This is a genomic window from Aeoliella sp. (genome assembly GCF_965227375.1).
In the GTDB taxonomy this organism is placed as follows: Bacteria; Planctomycetota; Planctomycetia; order Pirellulales; family Lacipirellulaceae; genus Aeoliella.
This window is the reverse complement of record NZ_CBDDFX010000002.1, coordinates 716,372-740,435: the sequence shown is the minus strand read 5'-3', so window position 1 is coordinate 740,435 and position 24,064 is coordinate 716,372. Positions and strand designations below refer to the sequence as shown.

Annotated in this window: 25 protein-coding genes; 14 read left to right on the top strand and 11 right to left on the bottom strand. The window is 62.0% G+C overall.

The features are described from left to right. Positions 1–41: 41 nt before the first annotated feature. A complete protein-coding gene (locus ACQK2L_RS16095; RefSeq protein WP_425398049.1) occupies positions 42–356 on the top strand; it encodes a hypothetical protein in 315 nt (104 codons plus the stop codon). Between the two features lie 23 nt (positions 357–379). Here the strand turns inward: ACQK2L_RS16095 and ACQK2L_RS16090 are convergent, their stop codons facing one another. The 5 genes from ACQK2L_RS16090 to ACQK2L_RS16070 all read right to left on the bottom strand — a co-directional run bounded on the left by ACQK2L_RS16090 (position 380) and on the right by ACQK2L_RS16070 (position 7,060). Further along, positions 380–1,324: a bile acid:sodium symporter family protein gene (locus ACQK2L_RS16090; RefSeq protein ID WP_425398048.1), complete on the bottom strand. Its 945-nt coding sequence runs from the start codon at positions 1,322–1,324 to the stop codon at positions 380–382. A gap of 24 nt (positions 1,325–1,348) precedes the next feature. Beyond that, the gene (locus ACQK2L_RS16085; protein ID WP_425398047.1) at positions 1,349–3,616 is read right to left on the bottom strand and encodes a transglutaminase domain-containing protein; all 2,268 of its coding nucleotides are present in this window, start codon (positions 3,614–3,616) and stop codon (positions 1,349–1,351) included. A gap of 34 nt (positions 3,617–3,650) precedes the next feature. Further along, the gene (kdsA, locus tag ACQK2L_RS16080; protein ID WP_425401099.1) at positions 3,651–4,514 is read right to left on the bottom strand and encodes a 3-deoxy-8-phosphooctulonate synthase; all 864 of its coding nucleotides are present in this window, start codon (positions 4,512–4,514) and stop codon (positions 3,651–3,653) included. A 63-nt stretch (positions 4,515–4,577) separates the two neighbouring features. Continuing rightward, positions 4,578–5,594 (bottom strand): diacylglycerol/lipid kinase family protein, encoded by a 1,017-nt coding sequence (locus ACQK2L_RS16075; RefSeq protein ID WP_425398046.1) that lies wholly within the window; start codon positions 5,592–5,594, stop codon positions 4,578–4,580. A gap of 485 nt (positions 5,595–6,079) precedes the next feature. After that, the gene (locus ACQK2L_RS16070; RefSeq protein WP_425398045.1) at positions 6,080–7,060 is read right to left on the bottom strand and encodes a peptidylprolyl isomerase; all 981 of its coding nucleotides are present in this window, start codon (positions 7,058–7,060) and stop codon (positions 6,080–6,082) included. 182 nt (positions 7,061–7,242) lie between these two features. Here ACQK2L_RS16070 and xylA point away from each other — a divergent pair, with 182 nt between their 5' ends. Both xylA and ACQK2L_RS16060 read left to right on the top strand, forming a co-directional pair. After that, positions 7,243–8,553, top strand: a complete 1,311-nt coding sequence (gene xylA, locus ACQK2L_RS16065) for a xylose isomerase (protein ID WP_425398044.1) — start codon at positions 7,243–7,245, stop codon at positions 8,551–8,553. Between the two features lie 307 nt (positions 8,554–8,860). Beyond that, positions 8,861–9,791, top strand: a protein-coding gene (locus ACQK2L_RS16060) for an IS630 family transposase (RefSeq protein ID WP_425398043.1) whose coding sequence is annotated in 2 segments (ribosomal slippage) — positions 8,861–9,190 and positions 9,192–9,791 — 930 coding nt in all. Because the reading frame shifts where the segments join, the coding sequence is not laid out codon by codon here. A 23-nt stretch (positions 9,792–9,814) separates the two neighbouring features. Here the strand turns inward: ACQK2L_RS16060 and ACQK2L_RS16055 are convergent. From ACQK2L_RS16055 to ACQK2L_RS16045, 3 genes are all read right to left on the bottom strand, one after another. Then, positions 9,815–10,882 carry a glycosyltransferase family 4 protein gene (locus ACQK2L_RS16055; protein ID WP_425398042.1) on the bottom strand — a complete coding sequence of 356 codons (1,068 nt, stop codon included), beginning with the start codon at positions 10,880–10,882 and terminating at the stop codon, positions 9,815–9,817. A gap of 16 nt (positions 10,883–10,898) precedes the next feature. Continuing rightward, entirely contained in the window at positions 10,899–11,930 is a 1,032-nt protein-coding gene (gene waaF / locus ACQK2L_RS16050; protein WP_425398041.1) for a lipopolysaccharide heptosyltransferase II, read from the bottom strand. A 95-nt stretch (positions 11,931–12,025) separates the two neighbouring features. After that, positions 12,026–12,652, bottom strand: coding sequence for an HAD family hydrolase (locus ACQK2L_RS16045; RefSeq protein WP_425398040.1), 627 nt, complete (start codon positions 12,650–12,652; stop codon positions 12,026–12,028). A gap of 76 nt (positions 12,653–12,728) precedes the next feature. Between ACQK2L_RS16045 and ACQK2L_RS16040 the strand changes: the two genes are divergently transcribed. Then, the gene (locus ACQK2L_RS16040) at positions 12,729–13,226 is read left to right on the top strand and encodes an N-acetyltransferase family protein (RefSeq protein WP_425398039.1); all 498 of its coding nucleotides are present in this window, start codon (positions 12,729–12,731) and stop codon (positions 13,224–13,226) included. A gap of 153 nt (positions 13,227–13,379) precedes the next feature. Here ACQK2L_RS16040 and ACQK2L_RS16035 read toward each other — a convergent pair whose 3' ends face one another. Then, the gene (locus tag ACQK2L_RS16035) at positions 13,380–14,204 is read right to left on the bottom strand and encodes a hypothetical protein (protein WP_425398038.1); all 825 of its coding nucleotides are present in this window, start codon (positions 14,202–14,204) and stop codon (positions 13,380–13,382) included. Positions 14,205–14,733: 529 nt separating this feature from the next. On the opposite strand from ACQK2L_RS16035, the gene ACQK2L_RS16030 reads away from it, so the two are divergent. The 9 genes from ACQK2L_RS16030 to ACQK2L_RS15990 all read left to right on the top strand — a co-directional run bounded on the left by ACQK2L_RS16030 (position 14,734) and on the right by ACQK2L_RS15990 (position 22,457). Then, entirely contained in the window at positions 14,734–15,036 is a 303-nt protein-coding gene (locus ACQK2L_RS16030; RefSeq protein WP_425398037.1) for a hypothetical protein, read from the top strand. 19 nt (positions 15,037–15,055) lie between these two features. Next, positions 15,056–15,253: a hypothetical protein gene (locus tag ACQK2L_RS16025; RefSeq protein WP_425398036.1), complete on the top strand. Its 198-nt coding sequence runs from the start codon at positions 15,056–15,058 to the stop codon at positions 15,251–15,253. Positions 15,254–15,264: 11 nt separating this feature from the next. Beyond that, positions 15,265–15,627, top strand: coding sequence for a hypothetical protein (locus tag ACQK2L_RS16020; protein ID WP_425398035.1), 363 nt, complete (start codon positions 15,265–15,267; stop codon positions 15,625–15,627). Between the two features lie 1,292 nt (positions 15,628–16,919). Then, on the top strand, positions 16,920–18,344 hold the full coding sequence (locus tag ACQK2L_RS16015; protein WP_425398034.1) for a family 43 glycosylhydrolase: 1,425 nt from the start codon (positions 16,920–16,922) through the stop codon (positions 18,342–18,344). A 98-nt stretch (positions 18,345–18,442) separates the two neighbouring features. Beyond that, complete coding sequence (locus ACQK2L_RS16010; protein ID WP_425398033.1) at positions 18,443–19,051, top strand: riboflavin synthase; 609 nt, start codon at positions 18,443–18,445, stop codon at positions 19,049–19,051. A gap of 497 nt (positions 19,052–19,548) precedes the next feature. Further along, positions 19,549–20,457, top strand: a complete 909-nt coding sequence (gene rsmA, locus ACQK2L_RS16005; protein ID WP_425398032.1) for a 16S rRNA (adenine(1518)-N(6)/adenine(1519)-N(6))-dimethyltransferase RsmA — start codon at positions 19,549–19,551, stop codon at positions 20,455–20,457. A 96-nt stretch (positions 20,458–20,553) separates the two neighbouring features. Further along, on the top strand, positions 20,554–20,781 hold the full coding sequence (locus tag ACQK2L_RS16000; protein ID WP_425398031.1) for a hypothetical protein: 228 nt from the start codon (positions 20,554–20,556) through the stop codon (positions 20,779–20,781). 100 nt (positions 20,782–20,881) lie between these two features. Beyond that, the gene (locus ACQK2L_RS15995) at positions 20,882–21,607 is read left to right on the top strand and encodes a hypothetical protein (RefSeq protein ID WP_425398030.1); all 726 of its coding nucleotides are present in this window, start codon (positions 20,882–20,884) and stop codon (positions 21,605–21,607) included. 1 nt (position 21,608) lies between these two features. Next, the gene (locus tag ACQK2L_RS15990; RefSeq protein WP_425398029.1) at positions 21,609–22,457 is read left to right on the top strand and encodes a sterol desaturase family protein; all 849 of its coding nucleotides are present in this window, start codon (positions 21,609–21,611) and stop codon (positions 22,455–22,457) included. Here ACQK2L_RS15990 and ACQK2L_RS15985 read toward each other — a convergent pair. Further along, positions 22,440–22,661, bottom strand: a complete 222-nt coding sequence (locus ACQK2L_RS15985) for a hypothetical protein (RefSeq protein ID WP_425398028.1) — start codon at positions 22,659–22,661, stop codon at positions 22,440–22,442. The genes ACQK2L_RS15990 and ACQK2L_RS15985 overlap by 18 nt on opposite strands. 176 nt (positions 22,662–22,837) lie before the next feature. Here ACQK2L_RS15985 and hisB point away from each other — a divergent pair, with 176 nt between their 5' ends. Beyond that, a complete protein-coding gene (gene hisB, locus ACQK2L_RS15980) occupies positions 22,838–23,431 on the top strand; it encodes an imidazoleglycerol-phosphate dehydratase HisB (protein ID WP_425398027.1) in 594 nt (197 codons plus the stop codon). 17 nt (positions 23,432–23,448) lie between these two features. On the opposite strand, the gene ACQK2L_RS15975 is transcribed toward hisB, so the two are convergent. Further along, positions 23,449–24,063: an inorganic pyrophosphatase gene (locus ACQK2L_RS15975; RefSeq protein ID WP_425398026.1), complete on the bottom strand. Its 615-nt coding sequence runs from the start codon at positions 24,061–24,063 to the stop codon at positions 23,449–23,451. Between the last annotated feature and the right edge of the window lies 1 nt (position 24,064).

Here is a 24,064-nt window from a genome sequence, read left to right as displayed (position 1 = left end):
TGATAGTTTACTCCGATTCTGCCGGCGAGGATATGACTCGAATGACTGAGACCCGCTTCGTGAAATGCCCCGGATGCCTGGCGGTGGTCGACACGCAGTATTCCATCTGCGCTGGTTGCGGTCGCTGTATCTTCTGTGGCAATCGGCGCTGCAAAAAGGTCTCCCACTGCCCGGAGTGCGACGTGCCGTATTGCGAGTGCTGTGGTCGCTGTGCAGGTTGTGGCGGGGTGAGATACTCCGACCTGCCCGAACCCTGCACTTGCGGCATCGCAGACGACCCGGTTCGGCGGCAGGAGTTCATCCAGAGCGAGCGCGTCCTCCGCAGCGGCGAGCGGCCGTGGTGGAAATTTTGGTAGGGCCGGCGCTGCTGCGCGGCGGCTCATTCCGCCCGGTCCTTCAAGCGATCGACCAACAGCGTGTCGGCGACCAACTGCACCATGTGATAGGCTACCATCGGCAGCACCGCCAGGCCGCTGAACAACAGCGCAACATCCAGGCCGATCATCAGCGTCTTCTGGCTGCCAGAAATCGCCACGGGAAGCTGATCTTCGTACCCCAGGCCCAGCACCCGGCTGCCAAACCACCCCATGGCGAACAGCAACAAGTGCAGCACCAGGGCGAGCACCACCAACCACAGCCAGGTGGCCTTGGGAATGGCTGACGAGTCAACACTGGCCAGCGTCTCCCCGGCGCTCACCGAGCCGAAGAGCACCATCGACAGCACACCAATTTGAGCGGCCGTGCTCAGTTGTGGCTTGCTCCTCGTGGCGAACCCAATCACACCCGGCGCGCGGCGCAACAATTGGGCAGCCACCACGGGAAGCACCACCAACAACAACAATCGCCCCGAGAGCTGCCACGCGTCGAGCTCCACTCGCTCGCCCAGAATCGCCCACAACCAACCCGGCAGCACCAGGAAGCAGGCCAGATTGGTGACCAGTGTGACGAACAGCGCGATGGCGTCGTTGCCGCCGCCGCGGCGGGTCCACACGGCCGCCGAGGCCAGCGTGCAAGGCACACTAGCGGCCACCAGCAAGCCAACAGCCAACTTGTCGGGCAGCAATTGACCAACGAGCCACGCCAGTGGCGGCGCGACCACCATACTCGACACCAGGGCCAGCCCCACCGCCCGCACGTTGCGCGCGGCTTGGGTCAATTGCCCGAACGACATGGGCAGCGCGGTAATGAACATGACGGCCGCCACGACGATTTCGCGGGGAAACTGCGAGAGGGGCTCCGACAAGTGCGAGCTGAGCGTCATGCCCAACACCAGGACCAGTAGCAACAGCGCGAGGAACCAATGTCGCCGGAGAAAACTGTTCATGCGTTGCCCCGGCCGTGTCGTTGCCTACTCGCTTTCGTCGGTGCTCTCGGTTTCGTCGCTGGAATCGGCCGCGTCAGCGGCCTCCAATTTGTCGTCGGGCTTGGCTTCGTCGGTGTTTGGTTTGGCAGCCGACATTCGCTTGGCGCGGAGGCGATTGCCTACAGCTTGCGGGCCTTCGCTCGACTCGAGCAACTTGCGAGCTTCCTCCACGTTGCCCGGCTCGCCGGTGGCTTCGAGCGCCCGCGCGCGATTGTAAACTGCGCCGTCGCGCCACTTCTGGGAGTCGGCCGCTCTTGTCATCCAACTGCTGGAAACGTCGTAGTCGCCGCGATCGTATGACAGGAGCCCCTGCCAGTAAGTGGCATTCTCCTTGGCCGCGGTCCACGCGCGATTGGCATCCTCCGACTGGATCGCGGCAATCTCATCGTCGGTGGGACGCACCCGCCCGTTGAGATACGCCCGGCCCGCATCGCGTAAATCGTGCTGCGCTGTCTGCAAGTTACCCCGGTTGGCGTCGATTGATTGTCCCCTACTTCCGCGGAACGAGAGTAAGCGAGCTTTCCACAACAGCGGCTTGTGAACAAAAGGCTCGAACTCCCACGTCGCGCGGACACGGGTGTTGCGTGACAAGTCCAGCTGATTGGCAATCACCTGGTAAGGATAGGGCCACAACACGGCAGACGAAATGCCGGGTGTCTCCTTGAGCGTCTTGGCGAGTTCGTCCGCGTCGACGGACAGCAGCAGCGAGTCGTCGCCCGCCAGCCGCAGGTCGAGCAGCGCCGCGCGGCGCGACAAGGCGAAGGGTCCCGCCACGATGTTGGCCTCGAGTTCGTCGAGCTTCGTGCCATCGGGCAAGTAAGATGTGTCGTCCAGATCCAATTCGGAGAGCAACTCGGGATTCTCGATCACTTCGGCCAGCGTGGCGGTCTCGCCAGCGGTGTTTTGGATCGCCAGCCCCAACCGCGGATCGTAAAGTCGCAACTGCCCGTCGATCAGCGCTCCGCACCACAGCGGCCCCTGCTCTCCGCCAACTCGCAGCACCACCATGGGGATGTCCTGCTCGCGGCACAACTGCGCGAACACCCATGCGCGGCCTTCGGCCGTGGCGTGGCCGTGCACCAGCGACTGCCAGGGGCGGTAGGGTGGTAGATTAGGATCCGGATCGTCCAACTGGACGTGGCGCACCAGCCAATCGAACAGTTGATCGACGCGTCCCACGTCGTCTCGCTGCCCCTCGGTCACTCGGTTTCCGATGTCGCGTGCCCAAGTGGCCTCCTGCAACAATCGCCCTTCGTAACACTGCGCCTGAATGATGCGCTTCTCTTCGGTTGGCAGGGAGAACGCCTTGCGGTCCAAGGCCTCGTCGCTGGCGAGCAGTTGCAGTTGCTCGTTGTCGCCCAACGACTGCGGCAATCCTGCGAGCAACTCCGTGGGCTGCCAGTCGACTTCGGCGCTAGTCTGCCGTAGCCACTGATTCAGCCGTTCGACAATCTGTTCGACGCCCAATCGATCGGGGCTTGGCTCCCACCCCAACACAGGCACACCACGCTGGGCATAGCGACGGATGTCGGTCGTTAGATCTTCGAGTCGCGAATCGCGATAGCGGATGATTTCCAACCGAAAGGGTGCTTCGATCGGAACCCTACCGGTTTCTTCCTCCGTCAGCACCGAGAAGTCGACGATCAACGTATCGGAATCGACCACTTGCGCCACCGGAACCTCGTACGCGGATACCGAAACGATCTCGTCCCGGTTTTGCATGTCGCTAAGCATCTGTTCAAGCACTTCCGCACGGTCCGCCTCGGGAAGTCGCATCAGCTCTCGCCTTTGCTCAGCCGAGAGTTGCCCGCCACCAGTGCGGAACTCATTGGCCAACTCCGATTGCTGATCGGCGTACCACTTCACCAGGTCGCCGGGGCGGATGCCGAGCTCGCGAAACCGTCCATTATTGGTTGTGACTTTCAGTGCAGGCACGGGTCGTTCGGCGTTGGGAAGCATGACGAGCATGGCCTCAACGTCTTGGCTGTTGCTGCTTTGGCTAGCGTCGAGGATGACCCTGGGTGGCCGCAATTCGGTGATTGCCTGGTTGGGCAAATCCGACAACTGGTTGGCGGCCGTGCTCAGTAGCGTTTGGCTTCGCTGGCTGTTGGCGCCGGACTGCCCGACCCGCCCGCCGGCGGACGCTCTGCGGTTGTCCTGACCGCACCCGGCGATGCCTACGGTGACCACGGCCACTCCCAGCAAGAGGAGCAGCAACAATAGTGGCGTCGCATGGCGGCGGCGGTTGGACATGAGGGAATTCGCCTGGCGAAGGGTGGAGGAAGATTCAGGAAAGGCGGCCGACTGTCTCGCGAATGGCGAGCAAGCGCTCGATCATTCCCTGCAACTGGTCGAGTGGCACCATGTTGGGTCCATCGCTGGGCGATTGATCGGGATCGGGATGCGTCTCACAAAACAGCCCGTCGCACCCCATGGCCACAGCCGCCCTGGCGAGCGGTTCGACCATCGCCCGATTGCCACCGGTTTTGCCATCCAGCCCGCCCGGCTGTTGCACGCTGTGGGTTGCGTCGAACACCACCGGCGGCCCCAGTTCTTGCATGAGCGGAATGGATTGCATGTCGTTGACCAATCGGCCGTAGCCAAAAAAAGTGCCGCGTTCGCACAGCAGGATGTTCTCGCACCCGCTGGCGGAGAGCTTGCCGACCACATGCCGCATGTCGGATGGCGAGAGAAACTGTCCTTTCTTCGCATTAACTGCCTTGCCGGTTCGCGCGGCAGCCACCAGTAAATCGGTTTGGCGCACCAAAAACGCAGGAATCTGCAGCAGATCGCACACTTGGCCCACCGGCTCGGCCTGCGACGGCTCGTGGATGTCGGTGGTGGTCATCAGGCCTGTGGCGGAGCGCACTTGCTCGAGCATCCGCAGTCCCTCGTCGAGCCCCGGCCCACGATACGAGTCGATACTGGTGCGATTTGCCTTGTCGAACGACGCCTTGAAGATCAGCTGCACGCCGGTCGACTCGGCCATGGCTGCCAACCGCTCGGCGATGGCCACCGCCGCATCGACTGTTTCCAGCACGCAGGGGCCGGCAATCACCAACAAACGCTCCCCGGGACCACAGCGAAACGAGCCAATCTGAACAGGGTTGTTGGGCACAGCAGTTCGGGGGCGAGGAGAAAAAGTGGTAATCGAGTGACAATGGCTACAACTTGCAGCCCGCTCGCCGCATTCTGACGGACCGCCCGAGCAGCATCAATCCCGCTCGCCGCCAGTCTTCTCGGCGCCAGTCTCGAAGCCCAGTCGCTGGGCAACTTCAAGGCTGGCGACCAACGACATACGGCCCGGCAGCGACGTGACCTCTACTGGCAGCATTCCTCCCGGGTCGCCATCGATTTGATACGGAATCGGCTCTCCATCGGCGCTTTCGATGCGAAACTTGCTTCGGCGAGCGGTATGAACGCTGTCGAGCATGTGGTGCCGGCGGCGCAACATCTGCAGCACGTACCATAGTCCCGTGCCCAGCGAGCCACGTTCCAGCACGCAGGCGTCCAGCAGTCCGTCGGTACCCACTGCGTTGGGCGCAATTGGCAGGTTCAGCGCGTAACGCGGCAGGTTCAGCAGGAACGACCAGCGGCCGGTGGCCGAGAATGCCTCGCCCGTTGTGTCGACCGAGGTAACCCGGACCTTGGGGTATCGGTACTTGGCGATGGTCCGCAGCAGGGGGGCAACGTAGGCGAGGTGCGAAATGTTGCCACGGCGGTTTTCGTGGAGTTCTCGCACCACTTCGGCATCGAGACCCGCGCTTACCACCGTGGTGAAAAGCTGATCGCCAGCCTGCCCCGCGTCCATGGGAACAATCACTCCCTTGGTCAGTAGGTCTGCCACCGACTTTGGTGACCGGCGATGCGAAAAGTAGCGGGCCAGCAAGTTTTCGGTGCCCAGCGGTAACACGGCCAGCGGCGCACCGGGCGGAGTGGAGTTGAGCGCCGCGCAGATGGTTCCATCGCCGCCCGCCGAGACCACGCCACGCAACTCGCCGGCCTGCATCGCGCTGAGTGTGGCATCGTGCAGTTTTCCAAGATCGGAAATCTGCTCGACAGAGAGTCCGTGCTCGGCCAAGGCCTCCGTGGCGTGCTCCACGATGGCTCGTCCCCGACCTGAGCCCGCTTTGCGATTCACCAACATCAGCACCCGCCGCGCCTCGAGGTCGAGAGGGCGGACGGGCCGAGGCTGCTCAGCGGTCGGTTCGGCCGTCGATTCGATAGTCATGTGCTCGGTGAGTTCTCAAGTTGGGACTCGGCCCGGCGAAGCTTCACCCGGTCGAAAAACGACCCGGCACTCCTTCAGGATCGATTCATTGTGCCCAAGTACTTGCCGTTAAACAAGTTGCATCACGCGCGTCTCGTTTTGGAACTCATCGGCGGGGCGAAGAGGCCGATAGCGCCAGAGTGTATCGCTTGCCAACACTTTGCAGCAAATTGATCCACTCAAAGTAGCCCAATCCAGCGGTCAGACCGGTGCCCAAGACCACTTGTTGGGCACTTGTCTGTCTCACACTAAACCCAATTGCAGCAACAGTTTGCAGCAAGGCCTCAACGGGTACAACAGCAACTTTCACACACCCTTGGCACGCAAGCTGCCCTATAGGTGCCCGGTTGCTCGCTGCCGCTCAAGCGGTGGCTGGCAGCTCCAGAATCGCTGGCCCGCGGGGCCTCGAATGATATTTGGTGCGACGGTTGACTTGCCCCTGACCGTCATGCCAGCTCGGCGTGTGTCCGGCTCATTCGAGGCCCGCTTTTTTTGCGCGCTGCCCAAAACAGTCCCGTAGCGGCTGCGGCCAGAAGCCAGGTGGAGGGTTCGGGGATGTTGATTGGTGATGCCAATCCAGCGCTGGCAGACATGCCGTACGACTGCCTCCACACGTTGTAGTCGGCCTGGTCCACGACTCCATCGCCATTGCCATCGGCACGCACGTCGAATTCGGATCCGAGACCGTTGCGCCAGATGGTGTAGTCCGTAAGGTTGACTACGCCATCGAAATTGTAGTCGCCGGCAGGAAGGTCGAGTTCGGCAACCTGTTCGATGTACACCAGCATATCTTCGAGGCTCTCCTCGTCCGGCGTAATCAGAGGCACATCGTTAAAGGTGCTGCCCGCGCCATCGAGATCGTAGTCGTTGAATGAAGTAATCGTGTCCAATACGTCAAAACCCTGCACAACACGAGCAAACACAGTGAACCCACCGTTCTGCGAATCGAGATTGTTGGCGTTGTCCTGAGTATTGAAGAAAAAGCCGCTCGTCGCACTGTTCGGGTCGCCGCCGAGTTTGGCGTAGGCCACGGTGTACTTCAGATTGGATATGCCGGGTTCATTCACCACCGGTGCGTCGGTAGGAACGTTCGTCAAACCTCCGGCCTCCGTATACTTGAAACCGCCGCCTTGCAGCACAAATCGACCAAGTTGACCATGGTCGTCCAAAGCCATCGGCATGCGATGAAAGAAGCTGCCATCGTAGTCGCCGTCGTTCACGTAGTTCATGAAGTTCGCAACACTTGCCGGCGTGGCGGTGTCAAACATTCGAACATCGATATCGCCAACGGTTGTCGTGAACCGCAAGATCGTGGCTTCGGCCGGGGCAGACAGCAGGCAGCAGCAGAGCAGAAGCGCGGCCCTACGGATCGGCGTGCCGATCGATTCACCCTCCGCACAGCGGCCGCCCGTCATCATGGTGCACATCTCTGATTTCTGTACGAAGTTGCCTAACCCGTTCCAAACCTCCAGCCTACTCGCCCGGCGCAAATCTGTCCACGAACGGGCCGCTCCCCCTATTGGAGGCGTGTGGCTACAATGCGGGCTAATCGGATTTACCGAAACGACGCTTCCCCGAACTCCTCTTCAACCTCCGGAACGTACCGATTATGCCAGCTTTTCCAGAGATCAACGCGATTGCCTACGAAGGGCCGGACAGCCGCAATCCGCTCGCCTTCCGCTACTACAACGCCGACGAGGTGGTCGAAGGCCGCACTATGCGGGACCATCTGCGGTTTAGCGTGGTGTACTGGCACACGTTCCGGAATCCGCTGAGCGACCCGTTCGGCGTCGGCACCGCGGTGCGGCCGTGGGACGATGGCACCGAATCGGTCGAGAACGCCCAGAACCGCGTCCGCGCCGCGTTCGAGTTCATCGAGAAGCTCGGCGCGCCGTACTACGCGTTCCACGATCGCGACGTCGCGCCCGAAGGGGCAACGCTGAGCGAGAGCAACCAGAACCTCGACGCGGTGGCCAAGGTGCTTAAAGAGGAGCAAGACCGCTCCGGCATCAAATTGCTGTGGGGCACGGCCAACCTGTTCTCGAACCGTCGCTACATGCACGGCGCGGCCACCAGCTGCAACGCCGAAGTGTACGCCTACGCGGCCGCCCAGGTGAAGAAAGCCCTGGAAGTGACGCACGAGCTGGGCGGCGAAGGTTACACGTTCTGGGGCGGCCGCGAAGGCTACCAGTGCTTGTGGAATACCAACCTGGAGCGGGAGCTGGATCACTTGGGGCGCTTCCTCCACATGGCCGTGGACTACGCCAAGGAGATTGGCTTCACCGGGCAGTTCTACATCGAGCCGAAGCCGAAGGAGCCCACCAAGCACCAGTACGATAGCGACGCGGCCGCGTGTTTGAACTTCCTCCGGCAGTACGACCTGTTGGATCACTTCAAGCTGAACCTCGAAACCAACCACGCCACCTTGGCTGGGCACACGATGCACCACGAGTTGGAAGTCGCCGGCTCGGCGGGCGCGCTGGGGTCGATCGACGCCAACACGGGCGACGTGATGCTCGGCTGGGATACCGATCAATTCCCCACCGACATCTACCTCACCACGCAGTGCATGCACTCGATCCTCAAGTACGGCGGTCTCGCGCCTGGCGGGGTGAACTTCGACGCCAAGGTGCGCCGCGAGAGCTTCGAGCCGGTTGACCTGTTCTACGCTCACATCGGCGGCATGGATGCGTTCGCTCGCGGACTGAAGATCGCCGCGGCGATGCGTGCCGACGGGCGGCTGCAGGGAATCGTCGACGAGCGGTACGCCAGCTGGTCCGATGGCCTGGGCGCCGACATCGAAGCCGGCAAGCATGGCCTGGCAAGCCTCGAGAAACTGATGCTCGAGCGCGGCGAAGCCACCCCCAACGCCAGCGGCCGCCAGGAGCGAATCGAGAATTTGATTAACGAGTACCTGTAGTCCCAGCTCGTGCTATGGCCCTTCGTGTCATTTCGAAGGGAGTCCAGCGACCGAGAAATCTACTTTGCCTCTCGCTACGCATTCACATTTGGGGAGGTCTGCACACCAAGCTCCCAAGCCCGGCCGTGTCCTGCTCTTGGGCAACATAGATTCCTCAGTCGGCGAGCCTCCTTTCGGAATGACACGAAGGCTACAGTCAAATGACACCAAAGGCTACGGCCGAGGCGGCCATAGAGCGCATTTCCGATTGCCATTCTGCTAGCTTGGCGTGATGGGTTAGGCTTCTTTCTTTTGAAAGGAGTTTCCCATGAACGGGCGTGCGTATTCGATCGATCTTCGCGTACGGGTGTTGATGGACCTTGATGAGGGGATGAGCAAGGCCGCGATCGCTCGCAAGCACCGTGTCTCGACGCGGTGGATTTACAAGCTGCAGAAGCAGCGGGAAGAGAGCGGCGACATCGCCCCGCGGCGGGGTAAGACCGGCCCCAAGCGGAAGCTGGCCGGGCACGCCGATCGGCTGCTCGAATTGGTGGAGGAGCAGCCTGACGCATCCCTCAACGAACTCCGCGAACGACTGGATGTGGTTGTCGGGGTCACCACCGTGTGGAGGGCTCTGAAGACGCTCGGCGTGACGTTCAAAAAAGGTGGTGCACGCGGCTGAGCAGGACCGGCCGGACGTGGCCCTCAAGCGGACCGCCTGGCGGTTCTGGCAGGCCCACCTGCGGCCGCACCACTTGGTGTTCATCGACGAGACCGGCGCGAACACCAAGATGACGCGCACCGGCGGCCGGGCCTACCGAGGCTGCCGCGTGGTGGCCAAGGTCCCTCACGGCCACTGGAAAACCACTACCTTCGTCGGCGCGCTGAGGGCGACCGGCATGACCGCGCCGCTGGATGGCCCGATGAACGGCGACCTGTTCCTGGCCTATGTGCAGCAGCACCTGGTGCCGACCCTGCGTCCAGGCGACACGGTCATCATGGACAACCTCTCCAGCCACAAGCGGGCCGGTGTCCGCGAAGCGATCGAAGCGGTCGGCGCAAGACTCGAGTACCTGCCGCCCTATAGCCCCGATCTCAACCCGATCGAGCTGGCGTTCGCAAAGCTGAAGGCCAAGCTACGCAAGGCGGCTGCACGCACCATCGACCAGCTAGAGCAAGCCATCGCCGAGGCGATCGACCGCTTCCCCACAAACGAATGCCTCGCCTACTTTAGGCACTGTGGGTACTCGGATCGGTAATGTGGAATATGCTCTAGTGCACGTTACGCAGCCATCGGCTGCTGCGCACCGCACACTTGCTGGTACACCTCCAGCAACCGCGCGGCGACCGCGTGACTCGAGAACTCACTCGCCGCTCGCTGCTGTGCACTCGCCGCGTATTGAGCCAACAGCGCCCGATCGCCGTGCAGGGTGCGCAGTGCGTCGGCCAGCGCGGTCGAGTCTCCGCTAGGAAACACGATGCCGTCCTGCTGCGAGCGAACAGCTTCTTTCATCCCGCCCGCGTCGCTCACCACGGGGCACAGCCCGGCGGTCATTGCTTCGAGCACTGCCACGCACAGCGCTTCGGCCCGCGATGGCATGACGAACACGTCGGCCGCTGAGAGCAGCCGCGATGCTTGGGGCCGATAGCCTGTCATCTGCACGCGCGCGGCCAATCGTGGGTCGCTGGCCAGTTGCTCTACCTGCGGGTCGAGCACTCGGCCCATGAGTACGAACTTCATGCTCTCGAGGTCGCTGAACTGAGTGGCCGCCTCGAGCAGCACGTCGGCGCCCTTCACCCAACGCATGTTGGCGACCATCATCACCACCAAGTCGTCATCGGCCAAGCCCAACTCGCGACGGGCGTCGCTGCGAGTCATGGGCTCGGTGACCGATGCACCGAGGCAGTTGTAAACCACGTGGCATCGCTCCCCCGGCACACCGGCGGCGAGCAGCGAGTCGCGCACTGCGGCCGACTCACAGGCGTGCGCGGCCACTCGGGGTGACAGGTAGGTGATCCACTGATCGGGACTCCAGCGCTGCACCGCGGAGGTCACACCTCGGAACGACACGACCGGCACTCGGCTGCCTAGCGACTGCGTGGCGAGCACCGCGTGCGCGAGCGGGCGAGGGTAGAACGCGTGAATCACGTCGGGCCGCGCTTGCCGGATCGCCTCGCGGACCTGGCGAATCGGCTGCCAATGAATCTTGCCCTTGCGAGTGTACGGCAACCGCTGCACCGGATCGGCCGGTTGGTCGTCGCCGATCGACAGGCTCCACACGTCCACGCCGCGGCACGCGGCCAAGGCGTTGTTGATGGTCGACTTGCCGCCGATGGTCAGGATACGCATGGATGCTCGGGGTTGGCTAAGCGGCGGCCGATTGGCTTTGTCGGAGGCTCTGGATCACCTCTGTGTACACCTGCCCGACCGATAGGTCTCGCATGCAGGCGTGGGTGCCCAGGGGGCAGGTTCGTTTGCCGCACGGTTGGCAGTCGAGCGACAACGTCAATGGAGTTTCCTGGTCGTAGTGGGTGACCGTGTGGTCGGGCGAAGTCGGACCGAACAGCGACACCACCGGCTTGCCGAACGCGATGCCGAAGAACCGCGGGCCGCTGTCGGTGGTGAGCAGCAGTCGCGATCGGCGAATGCACGCTTTGGTCAAACCAAGCGGCACATCGAAATCGGCCAGGCTCACCACTCGGCGGTCGTCCGCGCGGCGAACGATGGTGCGCGCGATGTCGCGCTCGGCCGGACCGCAGTTCACCAGCACGTGTAAGTTCTCCTCGTGCGCCAAGCGGCGCGCTACCGCGGCGAAGTGCTCGGCGGGCCAGTGCTTGGCCGCGCCGTACGCTCCGCCCGAGTTGAGTACGACTACGCGGTTATTGGTCGGCAGGTTGAGCTTGTCCCAAACCGCGTCGGCCGCCACCTCGTCTTCGCCGGTCGTCGCCAGTTCCAGGATGGGAGCCTCGATGCCGCACCCGGCCGCGTAGGCCACCTTCAGGTAGGCATCGATCGTGGCCGCGCCTTCGGTGTCGACGCGCTGGTTGACAAGCCACCGCCGCAAGTCGCCTGCGGTGCCAACGCGCCGGGCTGCACCGCTTCGCCACGCCATCCAGCCAGTGCGAAGCGAGTTCGTGAGCAGCACCGCCATGTCGACTCGCGCCGCGCGGAGCTTGGCGATCGCACCACTCTGGCGGCGGTCGCCCGCTTTCACCTTGGGCGAGTACAGGATCTCCTCGTCCAACCACGGCGAGCCGGCCAGCACCTCCGAAACGTAGGGACGCATCACGCCGATCAAGTCGCCGTCGTCGCCCACCATCTTCTTTAGCGCTCGCAGCGCCGGCGTGGCCATCACGACGTCGCCGATCCAGTTGGGCAAGAACACTGCCAGTCGCATTGCGCCAGTCCTCAATGTTTGGGGAATTCCAGGGCGGCGATGATAGAAGCTCGCTCTCCAACCGGCAACAGCAGCAACTCGGTGCTAGCACGCAACTACCATTCGAGCCCTCGCTCTCGCAAATCCTCCTCCAGTTGGTCGTGGTCGGTGTACTGCACCGCATCGAGCCCTGCGGACCGGGCGCCTTGGACGTTCTCCGCGCGGTCGTCGACGAAGAACACCTCGCCGGCCGGCACACCGCATTTCTCGATGGCATGCTTGTAAATCTTCCGGGCGGGTTTCATGCTCTTCGCGTCAAAGCTGGTGACATTCTGCTCGAAGGCACTGCACAGCACGTCGAACCGGCCGTCGGTCACGAATCGCCAATGCACCGGGTTGGTATTCGAGAGAATCCCCAGCCGATGTCCGGCCGCGTGCAGGTCGCGCACGAGCGCGAAACTCGACTCAATGGGCGCGAACATGTCGGCTGCGGCCAGTTCCAGTTCTTGCCGGTCGGGCTCGACGTTCAGCGCGCCGCAGAACTTCTCGAAGAACTCATCCTCGCTCACCAGCCCATGCTCGAACCGCCACAGCAGGCTATCCTGCTCGTGAGGGCCAATCACCAGTTCGGCCACCTCCTCGAACTTCACTCCCGCCACGGCAGCCATCTGCTCGCAGGCACGCTCGTTGGAGAAGCTTAGCAGCACGTTACCGAGATCGAAGTACAGGAATTGTGGTTTCATTTGGACGGGATGGGCTTGGGGACTTGGCTGGTTACAATGGGAGGCTGCGTTTCTCAGGACCTTCGTTACCGCGACAATGAGCACTCCCCAGCTACGTTTGGCCACCGAAGCCGATTTGGCGGCCATTAACGATATTCATAACCACTACGTGCTGCACACGTCGAGTACCTACGCGCTGGAGCCAATGTCGCTCGAGATGCGCCGCAACTGGTTCACCACCCGCCCGGAGATTCATCCGGTGACCGTGGTTGAGGACGACGGGCAGGTCGTCGCCTGGGGCGCGCTCGGCCCTTTCCGACTGCTGGGCGGATATCGAATGACGGTTGAAAACTCGGTGTACGTGCATCCCGATCATATGCGTCGTGGGTTGGGTTCGATGATCCTCCAGGACCAACAGCAGCGCGCCGCCAAACTCGGCCTGCACGCCATCATTGCGGTGATCGACAGCAAGCAGGACGCCAGCATTGCGGCTCACAGCAAACAAGGGTATCGCGAAGTCGGCCGCATGCGCGAGATCGCTCGCAAGTTCGACAGCTGGCGCGACGTTGTGTTCATGCAGTGGATGGTTGAGTAGGGGAGTGGGAGTAGGTGAGTAGGTGAGTAGGTGAGTAGGGTCAAGCAAGCGGCTCGAGAACAACTTCCTCCTATGTTTCCTCTCCCCCTTGCGGGGAGAGGCTAGGAGAGGGGGGATAAAAACAAAACTGCGGAAGTTGTTCTCGTGCCGCTGCTACGCCGCCACTTTCAACTTCTCGCGTTCCCTCTCCGATAGTTCCGACAAGTCCCCCGCTACCACGGCGTGGGCCACCGCCACGCGGCGATGCAGTCGCCAGCCGGCGAAGCCGCCTACCAGGATCGACGCGACGAACAGCCGCGGTTCGTAGTCCACCAGGTAGCCGAGCAGTTGGTTGATCGCCCCGCCGACGCCGCCGTAGATGCCGGGGCCTTTGGGAATCACTGGCAGCGGCTCGACCGGTTGCGGCTCGCGCGACAGGTCGGGCTTGGTGAACCAGCCTATCGACAACAGTCGCTCCCAAACGGTTTGCTCCGCCGGTACGGCGATGCCCACTACCGTTTGCTCCGCCGCCGGAGCCAGCGGACCGATGCCGCGCAGCGGCGGTCCAATCGATTTGCCATTCGACTCCGGCAACCCAATCGGCGTCGATACCACTTCGCCGGTCTCCGCAGGTTGCAGCACCACGGTTCGCGAACCGAACTTCTCGTAGGCCGCGTTGCCCACGATCGCCCCCGCCAACACGATCATCGCCATGCCGACGTACGAGTTCAGGCTCTGCGGATCGAGCCAGCGGTTGAGCACCGCAAACGTGACGCCCGCCGCCGAAATGGCCAGCGGCAACGTTCGCCACAGCACGCTGCCAACCACATCGTGATCGCCACCGCCCAGGAGCGTCGCCAGCAGCGTCATGGCCATCTCCCACAAGCTCGCCAGCGCGCCGCCAAAGTCGTACAACAGCACCAGCACCACCAACAGCACAATCAGGCTGGGCGGAACATGCAGCCGCTCGCGAATCCACGCGTACAGTCGTCCGATCATCTTTCACAACCCTGAGCAACGAGCAGCAGCACCCGCGAACCGCTCCGCGAGTGGAGCTGGGGACAATAGCGAACCTGCCGGAGCTACGTAATACCGAAATGGCCCGGGGGCAAAACCGGGTTTTGGGCCACAACACGATCCATTGGCCCAAAACCCCTGTCGTTATGGTCCCACCCAAGTGGCAAAAACCCTTGTTTTCTCGGCAATTCCAATCGGGGGGTGCGACAAAACCCCTCGCGTTGTTCCCCGCATGTTTTCGATGGGGACAAAACCCGATAGTGGCCGTTCGCTCCGCGAACGAGCTCCGCCAACTTCACCTGGCAAAGACGCCGCACCACGAAGCACCTTGTATTGTCCCACACCCGTGTACGATTCCCACCTGCACGGCGAGAGAAACCTGGGAATCGCTTGAGTTCGATCCGCGCGTGGCGCGGAGGTAACGGATTGAATTCCGTTCTACGCGAGGGTGGGGTGTTTCTACCAAGCTCAACGGGCAAAATTGACCCCTGCGGTTTGACGCAGTAGACTCGTGACCACAACGCCGGTCCTGCTTGCCGCGGCGGTGATCTTCTGCTCGCTGACCCAAGAGAAGGGATGCACGATGAACAACATGAACTTGAACGCCGGGGGAATCATCGGCGGACTGCTGGGCGCCGCCCTTGGCGTGGCGGCGCTCATGGCCATGGACGACGGCGAAGGCGTCCGGCGACGCGGCAAGCTGGTGGTGCTCGGCGTGGTTTGCGGCGCCGTGGCCGGGAACTTCCTGTGGGGCCTCGTGTTCGGACGCAAGACCGAAGTCGAGGCCGAAACAGAGCAACTCGAAGACGCGTAAACTCCGCGGGAGGTGGATCATGGGTCGTGGGGTACTTTTTGCACTGCTCTATGGATTCCTGACATGGGTCGCGGGCGGCATCGTCGCCATGTTGCTGCTTCCCATCATCGCCGACGACCCGCGCGCGGCTGGTAAAGTAGCCAGCCAGTTGGTGTTCCTCTTCCTGGCCATACCAGCCGCGATCGGAGGGTTCTTCCTTCACCGCTTCAAGAAGTAAAGTGAGTTTTCGTGAAAGACAATCAAACCACTCCGCCAGCCAACTTCGAGCCGCTGACGGAAGAAGAAACCCAATCCCATTTCGAAAAGCTCTGGGCCGGCGACCCGCTGGCGCGCGACCAGATCATCCACGGCAACATGCACTGGATACGACGAGCCGTGGACGAAATGGATAACCAGTCCACGATTCCGGCCGAGGCATTCCTGGCGGCCGGCAGAAAAGGACTGACGGCCGCCGTCGACGCCTTTTCGGACCCCAAGCACCGATTCTCCCCCAACGACCACCTTCAAGGCTGCTACGCTGGATGGTGGGTAATGCTGCAGTTTTCCAAACTGGCCCACGCGCACGGCTATGCCTGCAACCATGCGGGTTGATGAAAAGAAGGCGCTGACGAGCGCAAGCAGTACTGTAAGGCAGATGTTGCAGATACAAACGCATTTCCAGAAAACTCGCCACGAAAACCTGCTCCTCGGCGGAGCTGCGGCAATGCGTTCGAGTTCGGGATCGAAGTTGTCCACTGAGCCTGCCCCTTTAAAGCTTGGCAATCAAATTCTTGCTAAGAGTATACCCGGATCCTGTGAAACACGGAACTTATGCGAGAACTCTCTCGCAAAGGCGCGAACGTGGACTACTCAAGGCGAGATTGGGCTTGCAATCTTCGATCTATTCGCACAACTACGAATATAGTGCTCGTCTATTCCACTTAGATAGTTGTGAAACCTTTTGAGATGTTGCGGTAGGGACTCTTCCAAATCGCAGTATGCAATACTTCTCAAGTGAATTGACGGTGCATGCCAACGTACTCGCGCATCCAGGTCGTCGATCCAGGCGGCTCCAAACAAGGTGTAAGGAATCTCGGGGAAGAAAGAATCGAAGCACTTGCCTTGCGCATCGTTATTGACTGCAATCTGAATGCTACGTGAAACTCTCTCGCAAAGAGTCAAACGCACCTCGGGATACCTGCTGTGAGACATTGGCGGTGCGAGAACGTAAGCGTACCGCTCGGCGAACTCTTCAAGTGGCAGCATGATGCTCTTCAGGTGCTCGTTCAGACGCTCGTAGGCTTCTGGAGAGTCCAAGGCCACAGCATGCACCTTTCAAATGCGAGCAGTCTCTTGCCTCGTCGCCACCGCCCAAGCTGTAAGAAAAACGCGGTTGAATTCGGACTGGGGGATGGTCCAATGGGTGTGGGGCGGAATACACATTCCGACGGTGCCTTTCACCGGCCCCCACCCTGGCCCTCCCCCAAACGATTTCGCGGTGGAGGTTGTTGGAAAGGTCACCACCTCCTGCGAAATCGCCCGGGGGAGGGAACTAGATGTCGTTCGGATTTCGTGCCCTACCTATTCCGGTTTATTGGACCGCTTGGGCGGGCGAATGGGGTTTTGTCGCACCTGCGGGGAACCGAGCGCCAAAACTCGTGCTGCTCTGGAGTGGGCCATTTCCGTAAGTTGTTTATTTCAAAGGACTTATGGATAGGTCATCGCGAGGGGCGTGGGGAGTTTTGTCGCAGGGAATCGTTTTGCCGCCGAGGTGCGACAAAACGGCCCGTCTCGCTGGGCGTGGTTGGTTGAGTTCGCCCGACGCTCGTGCCAAGATGGGCAAGCATCCCTCCTCGGTCGCCGGCGGCGACTGGCCCCTCCCTCCTTTTACAGATTGGTAAGTCATGCGTTTTCATTGGGCGGTACGCACGGTTTTGGTCCTTGGTGTGACTTGGTCGAGTCTCGCGGCGGCCGAAGAGCCGGTGTTGATGCCGTACATCGATGGGCCGTGGTGGCCGGTGGCCGGGAATCCCGATCTGGGTGAGTTCACGACCGATCGACAGCAGCCGGTCGACTTTGCCGTGTGGCAAGCGGCCGATGGCACATGGCAGATTTGGAGTTGCATTCGCAAGACCGCGTGCGGTGGCAACACCCGATTGCTGTACGGCTGGGAAGGCGACTCGATTACCGAAAGCAACTGGCGGCCGACCGGCATTCGCATGACGGCCGAACCCAGGCTCGGCGAGACGCCCGGCGGGCTGCAAGCGCCACACGTGGTGCAGCACGACGGAAAGTACTGCATGCTGTACGGCGACTGGGAACACATTTGCCTGGCCACCAGCGAAGACGGCAAGAACTTCGAGCGATACATCAAGCCCGACGGCACCACCGGCTTCTTCACCGAAGGACCAGGTGCCAACACGCGCGACATCGTGGCCTTGAAGCACGACGGCAAGTGGTTCGGCTACTACACGGCCCACCCCAACCTGCAGGGCGCGGTCTACTGCCGCACTTCGGACGATCTGAAGAATTGGAGCGAGTCGGTCACCGTGGCGTTCGGCGGCCGCGCTGGCGTCAATCCATTCGCGGCGGAGTGCCCGCACGTGTTTGAGAAGGACGGTCGGTACTATTTGTTCCGCACGCAGAAGTACGGCCAGAGCGCACGCACGTCGGTCTACTGTTCGGACGATCCGCTGAACTTCGGTATCAATCAAGATCGCTTGTACTACGTGGGCGAGTTGCCTATTGCCGCGCCGGAAGTGGTCATCAATCACGAGGGGCAAGACTACGTGGCGGCGCTCAACCCGGGACTCGACGGGATCCGCATCGCGAAGCTCGCCTGGACGCTTCCGCCGGAGCAAGGTGAGTTGGTGTTCGATTTCGACTCGGCCGACGATCGAGAGGGTTGGCAAGTGGTCGAGGGCGACCTGCCGATGGTGTTCACGCGATCGAGCCGCAGCGGATTCCTGCCGCCGATGACGCACTTCATCGGCACCGCGGAAAAGGTGGGCGGCAGCTTCGACGACCGCCTGACCGGCGTGATTGAATCACCGGCGTTCCGTGTGGAAGCTCCCTGGCACTTCGCCATGCTCTCGGGCGGCGCGGATCCAGCGAGGTTGTACGTGGCGATTGTCGACGATGCGACTGGTGAGGAGTTGGTGCGCGTGTACGCCCAACTCGACTCGAATGCGATGACCCGCCAACTGCTGAACACCTCGGAGCTAGTCGGCAGGAACGTCCGCGTGCGGGTGGTCGACCAGTCGAAGGACGGCTGGGGCCACATCAACTTCGGCGGACTGTACCAGGGCGTGGTGAAGCCGAAGGAATAGGGGGCCCGACGGTCCAACGAGGCTCCGTTTCGGAGGCTCGTTGGCCGCGGTACAATGCAAGTTTGGCCATCCCCCAACATCCCCAGCCACTTGCAGCCATGTTTACCGGACTCGTTCAAAGCCTAGCCGAAGTCGCCCAACTCGTCGCCGAGCCAGGCGGGGTGCGGTTGGTGGTTCGCGAACCGCAAATGGCCGCGGCCACCGAGATCGGAGCCAGCATCGCCAACAACGGCTGCTGTTTGACGGTCGTTGAGGTCGAAGGCGATTCGATCAGCTTTCAGGCGGGCGAGGAGACGCTGTCGCGGACCAATCTGGGCGAACTGAAGCCGGGCGATCGGCTGAACTTGGAGACCTCGCTGAGGATGGGCGACGAGATCGGCGGCCACCTGGTCACCGGGCACATCGACGGCCTGGCGACGGTCGACGAGCGAATCGACGACGCGGAGTGGTCGACCATGTGGTTCCGCGTGCCGCGCCGACTCACCAAACAGATGGCCAGCAAGGGTTCGGTGGCCGTGGACGGAGTAAGCCTCACCTTGGTGGACGTGGAAGACGAGCGTTTCAGCGTCGCACTGATCCCCCACACGCTGTCGGTCACCACGCTAGGCCTTCGCAACGTGGGCGACACGGTGAACATCGAAACCGATGTGCTGGCCAAGTACGTGGAACGCCAGCTGGAGGGATCAGGGACTCCAACCAGCGGATGAGTTCCTTGCATCGCGACTCGAATCCTTCAATCGATTAGTGCTACAGCGCCAACTCGAATGACAGCGGGAAAGTTAGCCACGGATTAACACCGATGATACACGGAATAACTGAACTTGTGCCGCGGCTGCATTGCGATTTCGGTCGCTCTCCGGCTAGTGGAAAGGTTTGCTCCTCGACCGCAGGGGGTGTTGATCAACCAACCCAGGGTGGCGCTTGGCTCGTACCTCGCCAAGCTGACCCTGGGCTGCCGAAGTTCGTCCCTTCGGGACTGTTCTTGTTCGACACTTCTCTTTCAAATATCCGTGTCCATCAGTGTTCATCCGTGGCTAAACTTCAAGCGCGACCGACGGTCGCCGCTTTGTGTTCTCTGTTTTCTCCGTTGCCTCCTGTTCAAGTTCCTTTGGTCGTGGCTCGATAGCACTGGATTCATCATAGCGCTGTAGTCTTCGGCTATCTTCAGGATGACATTTCCTTTCAACCTTCAAAGTCAAACTTAGTGTCTGAGCGTCAAACTAAATCGTTCCTCATGAAGCGGCTCCGCGAGATCGGAGTGGAGCCGGCGTCGCGGCATGGGCAGAACTTCTTGATCGATCTGAACCTGGTGCAGATGATCATCGACTCGGCCGAGTTGGATCGGCGCGACGTCGTGCTGGAAGTCGGCACCGGCACCGGGTCGCTCACCGCGTTGATGGCTCCGCAGGCGGCGCACGTGGTCACCGTGGAAATCGACGGGCACTTGTACGAACTGGCCAGCGAGCAGTTGCTGGAGTTCGACAACGTGACGATGTTGCACACGGACGCGCTAAAGAACAAGAACCACTTCAACCCGGTGGTGCTCGAGACCATCGGCGAGCGACTCGCAGTCGTGCCCGACGGGCGGCTGAAGCTCGTGGCGAACCTGCCGTACAACGTGGCGACGCCGATCCTGTCGAACTTGCTGTCGTGCGACTACACGCCGCACTCGATGGTGGCCACGATCCAGAAGGAGCTGGCCGAGCGGATCGTCGCGCAGCCGTGGTCGAAGGACTACAGCGCACTGAGCGTGTGGATGCAAGCGCAGTGCGACTGCGAGATCGTGCGAGCAATGGCGCCCAGCGTGTTCTGGCCGCGGCCGAAGGTCGACTCGGCGATCATTCGCACCGTGGTGAACGATGAGAAACGCAACTCGATACCCGATGCCACCTACTTTCACCAGTTCGTCAAGTCGATCTTCCTGCACCGGCGGAAGTTCCTGCGGGCGAATGTCGTGGCAGCAATGAAGAAGCACTTGAACAAGGAGCAGGTCGACGTGCTGATGGACGAGATGGGCTTTGGGCCGGACACGCGGACCGAGCAACTCGACGTCGCAACGCTGCTGGCATTCACCGAGAAGGTCCGCGCGGCCGCGCCGGACTGGAAGCTGTGAACGGCCAGAAACATCCCTCAACTTGTTACGCATTCGTAGGTTTGTGCTACAATCCGTCTCAGTGGTGGGCGAGAATCATTCGGAGGACACTAGCAGATGGCTTTTATTGAAATGACCGGGGCCACCCTGGACCGGATCATCAGCGAAGACGAGTTGCACCACGACAACCTGGAAGAGGCTGGGGTGCGCGACGCGACGATTGTCCGCGTGAACCGCGAGGGCGACATCGAAGTCCGCCGCCGCGAGGGATGGGACGTCGTAGGCGGGTTGATTGGCGAGTTCGAGGACCGCGTCAAAGCCGAAACCGGCCTCGACTGGGCCTGACGGCGCGGGTGCGAATAATTTGCACCGCTGGCGGGAACTTTATAGGGTTCCGCCGCGTCGAACGTGGAGCGGATCCTGGTCCTCCCGAGGAGCATCGAAAATGCGACGCGTTCCCCTCTTTGTGCGCTCGGCGGTAGTCTGTTCGAGCGCGACGCTGTTGATCGGCTTCGTGGCCCTGAAAGGGGGCGTATTCGAACCTGCTTCGTCCGATGCAGATCACGACGAAGTGCCCGTTCGCATGGCAGGGACGAAGAACGCCAACCTCGGGCTCGCTCTCGAGAATCGCATTGACGATAGTAACGATCTGAAGAACAAGGACTTGTTGCGCGGCAACGGCGCCGGTGTCGAAGTCCCGCCGGAACTTAAGGGCGAGCCCAGCAGCGTGGGGCGGTATTTCCGAGCCCCGAGTAGCAAGAGCATGGTGCCCGCGGTCGATCCCGGCGCGATTCAAATCCCGGTCGACGTGGTGGAGAAGGCCACGCGCAAGGATCAGATGCGAGCGTTTGGGAGCAAGAGTTCGGTACCGCTGATCGAACCAGGTAAGGTCCAGTTTCCCGCCAAACAAGCGACGGAGTCGCCAGCGGAGAAGGGTCCCGAGAAGCCGATGCTGATGCCCAGTACAAAGCGGGCCCCGGTGTTCGATTTCACGCCCAGCGAAAACACCGCTGTGCCGCGGCGAACCATGCTGCCCGGCAGCAAGAGCGCCCCGGCGTTTGACTTCACTCCTAAAGCCGAAGGCAAGTCGGCTCCACCGCCACCTCCACCACCGACGCAGAAGGTTGCTCCGCAGACCTTATCCAAAGGCTCGAAGGTGAAGGGAGGCTGACATGGAGTGGATGAATCCCACTTGGATGTTGTTGTCGGCGGCTGCGAGCTTTCTGTTCCTGGCGGTGGTGTTTCGGCCGATGGAGATGGTGTTTCCCGCCAGGGCAGGGCAGCGGTTCTTCCGCCCCGACTGGTGGACCGACCTGTGCTTCTTTATCGGCCAGTACCTGCTGTGGAGCGGGCTGGTGGTGTGGGCGCTGTACTACGTGAACGTGTGGGTCGATGGTTTTGTGCCGAGCGGATTTCGCGCATCGGTCGCAGCGCAGCCGTGGTGGCTGCAAGTGATCGAAGTGGTGCTGCTGTCCGACTTCTTGATCTACTGGGCGCATCGGTTGCAGCACTCTAACCAGTTCCTGTGGCGGTTTCACTCAGTGCATCACACGGCCGAGCACCTCGATTGGCTGGCCGCGCATCGCGAGCACCCGCTCGACTCGATCTACACGGTTGGCATCATCAACCTGCCGGCCGTGGTGCTGGGCTTTCCGCTGGAGACGATCGCCGCGCTGGTAGCGTTTCGCGGCATCTGGGCGATCTACATTCACTCGAATGTTCGCTTGCCGATTGGGCCGCTGCGAGTGCTGATCGGCGCGCCGGAGTTGCACCACTGGCACCATGCGAAAGACCGCCGCGCGGGCAACTACGCGAACATCAGCCCGCTGATGGATGTCCTGTTTGGCACGTACACTTGCCCCGACCACGAACCTGCAGAGTTCGGCATCGAAGAGCCGAGCGCGACGAACTACGTCGGCCACATGGTCGAGCCGCTGCTGCCAGACCGCGGGCACTCCCGGCACGTCGAGCCGGCGACGACCGAAGCGGCCGGCGGCAAAGCGTCACTGCATGCTGGTTGACGAGCGATCCTGCGAAGCAGTGTCGTTGGGGTCGAGTTGCACGCGGATCTGTCCGCGGATTTGGACGAACGGCAACAAGCCCGCGCCCAACTGCTGCCGGACTTCGCGCGGGGTGAGCTGGTTCTCACGAGCGTAGGCGTCGATGGACATGGTGCCGGCCAGGGCACTGTCGCGTGCCGGGGCCGGCGTGTGCATGGGGGCCATAGGAGTTCCTCCGCCAAAAGGATCGCGAAAAGGAGCGAGGGTGCTGACGCTTGTTCCGATTATACCCGGCCGCCGGGCCCGCCCAATACCGGTTGCCGCCGCGGAAAGACTGCCCCTGGGCCCCTGCGGCTGGTACGCTAACAGAGACAAAATCCACTTTCCCCCAGGCTCCTTTCATGGCTCGTACCGCAAACATCGACCGCAAGACGGGCGAAACCGACATCCAGCTCCAGCTCGACCTGGATGGCACGGGGCGGGCGGACGTGGCCACCGGAGTGGGCTTCCTCGATCACATGCTCACGCTGTTCGCCAAGCATGGGGTAGTGGACCTCAAGGTTCGCGCCGCGGGCGACCTGGAGGTCGACCAGCATCACACGGTCGAAGACGTTGGCATCTGCCTGGGCCAGGCCATCCGCCAGGCGGTGGGCGACAAGCAGGGCATCCGCCGGTACGGGCACTTCACGCTGCCGATGGACGAGACGCTGGCGACCGTGGCCATCGACCTCAGCGGCCGGCACTACCTGGTGTACAACGCGCCGACGCCCACCAGCAAAATTGGCAACTTCGATACCGAACTCTTGGAGGAGTTCTGGCAGGCGGTCTCGGCTAACGCGCTGTGCAACCTGCACGTCGTGCTGCACCACGGGCACAACAGCCACCACATCGCCGAAGCGGTGTTCAAAGCCGCCGCCCGGGCGCTACGCATGGCCGTGGAACACGATCCCCGCTGCCCCGGCGTGCCGAGCACGAAGGGAACCCTGGGGCAGTGACCAATGCGGGCGACCACCTACTCGCCGCCGAATTGTTCGACGTAGTCTTCCATCGCTGCTTGGATCACCTGTTCGGCGTGTTTGCGACTGTAGGGTGCGTCGATCCTCACGCGGTCTTCGTCGGGCGAGAGCATCTTGTAGGTGCTGAAGTAGTGACGCAGTCGGTCGACCAGCACGCTGGGTAGCTGCGAGACGTCCTCCACCTCCTGCCACATCGCATCGGCGTCGAGCACTGCGATGATCTTGTCGTCGGCTTCGCCATTGTCGAGCATCGGCAGACCGCCGACGACGCGCGCCGAGAGAATCACTTCGGAGTTCTGAATCGGGCGCTCGCTGATCACACAGATGTCGAGCGGGTCGCCATCGCCGGCCGCGGCGCCAGGCATCAGGGCTTTGACCCGCTTGCCGCAATACGTTTGAGGCACGAACCCGTACAGCGTCGGACAGAACGACGAAGTGCGATTCGGACGATCGACCCGCAAGTAGCCGGTCTGCTTGTCCAGCTCGTACTTCACTCGGTCGAACGGAGTCAGCTCGATGTAGGCGTTAAGCACCGTGGGCGGCTGCGGACCAACTTCCAGGCCGTGCCAGGGGTGCGGCCGCCAACGGTAGAACGGCGGGGGAAATCCCATA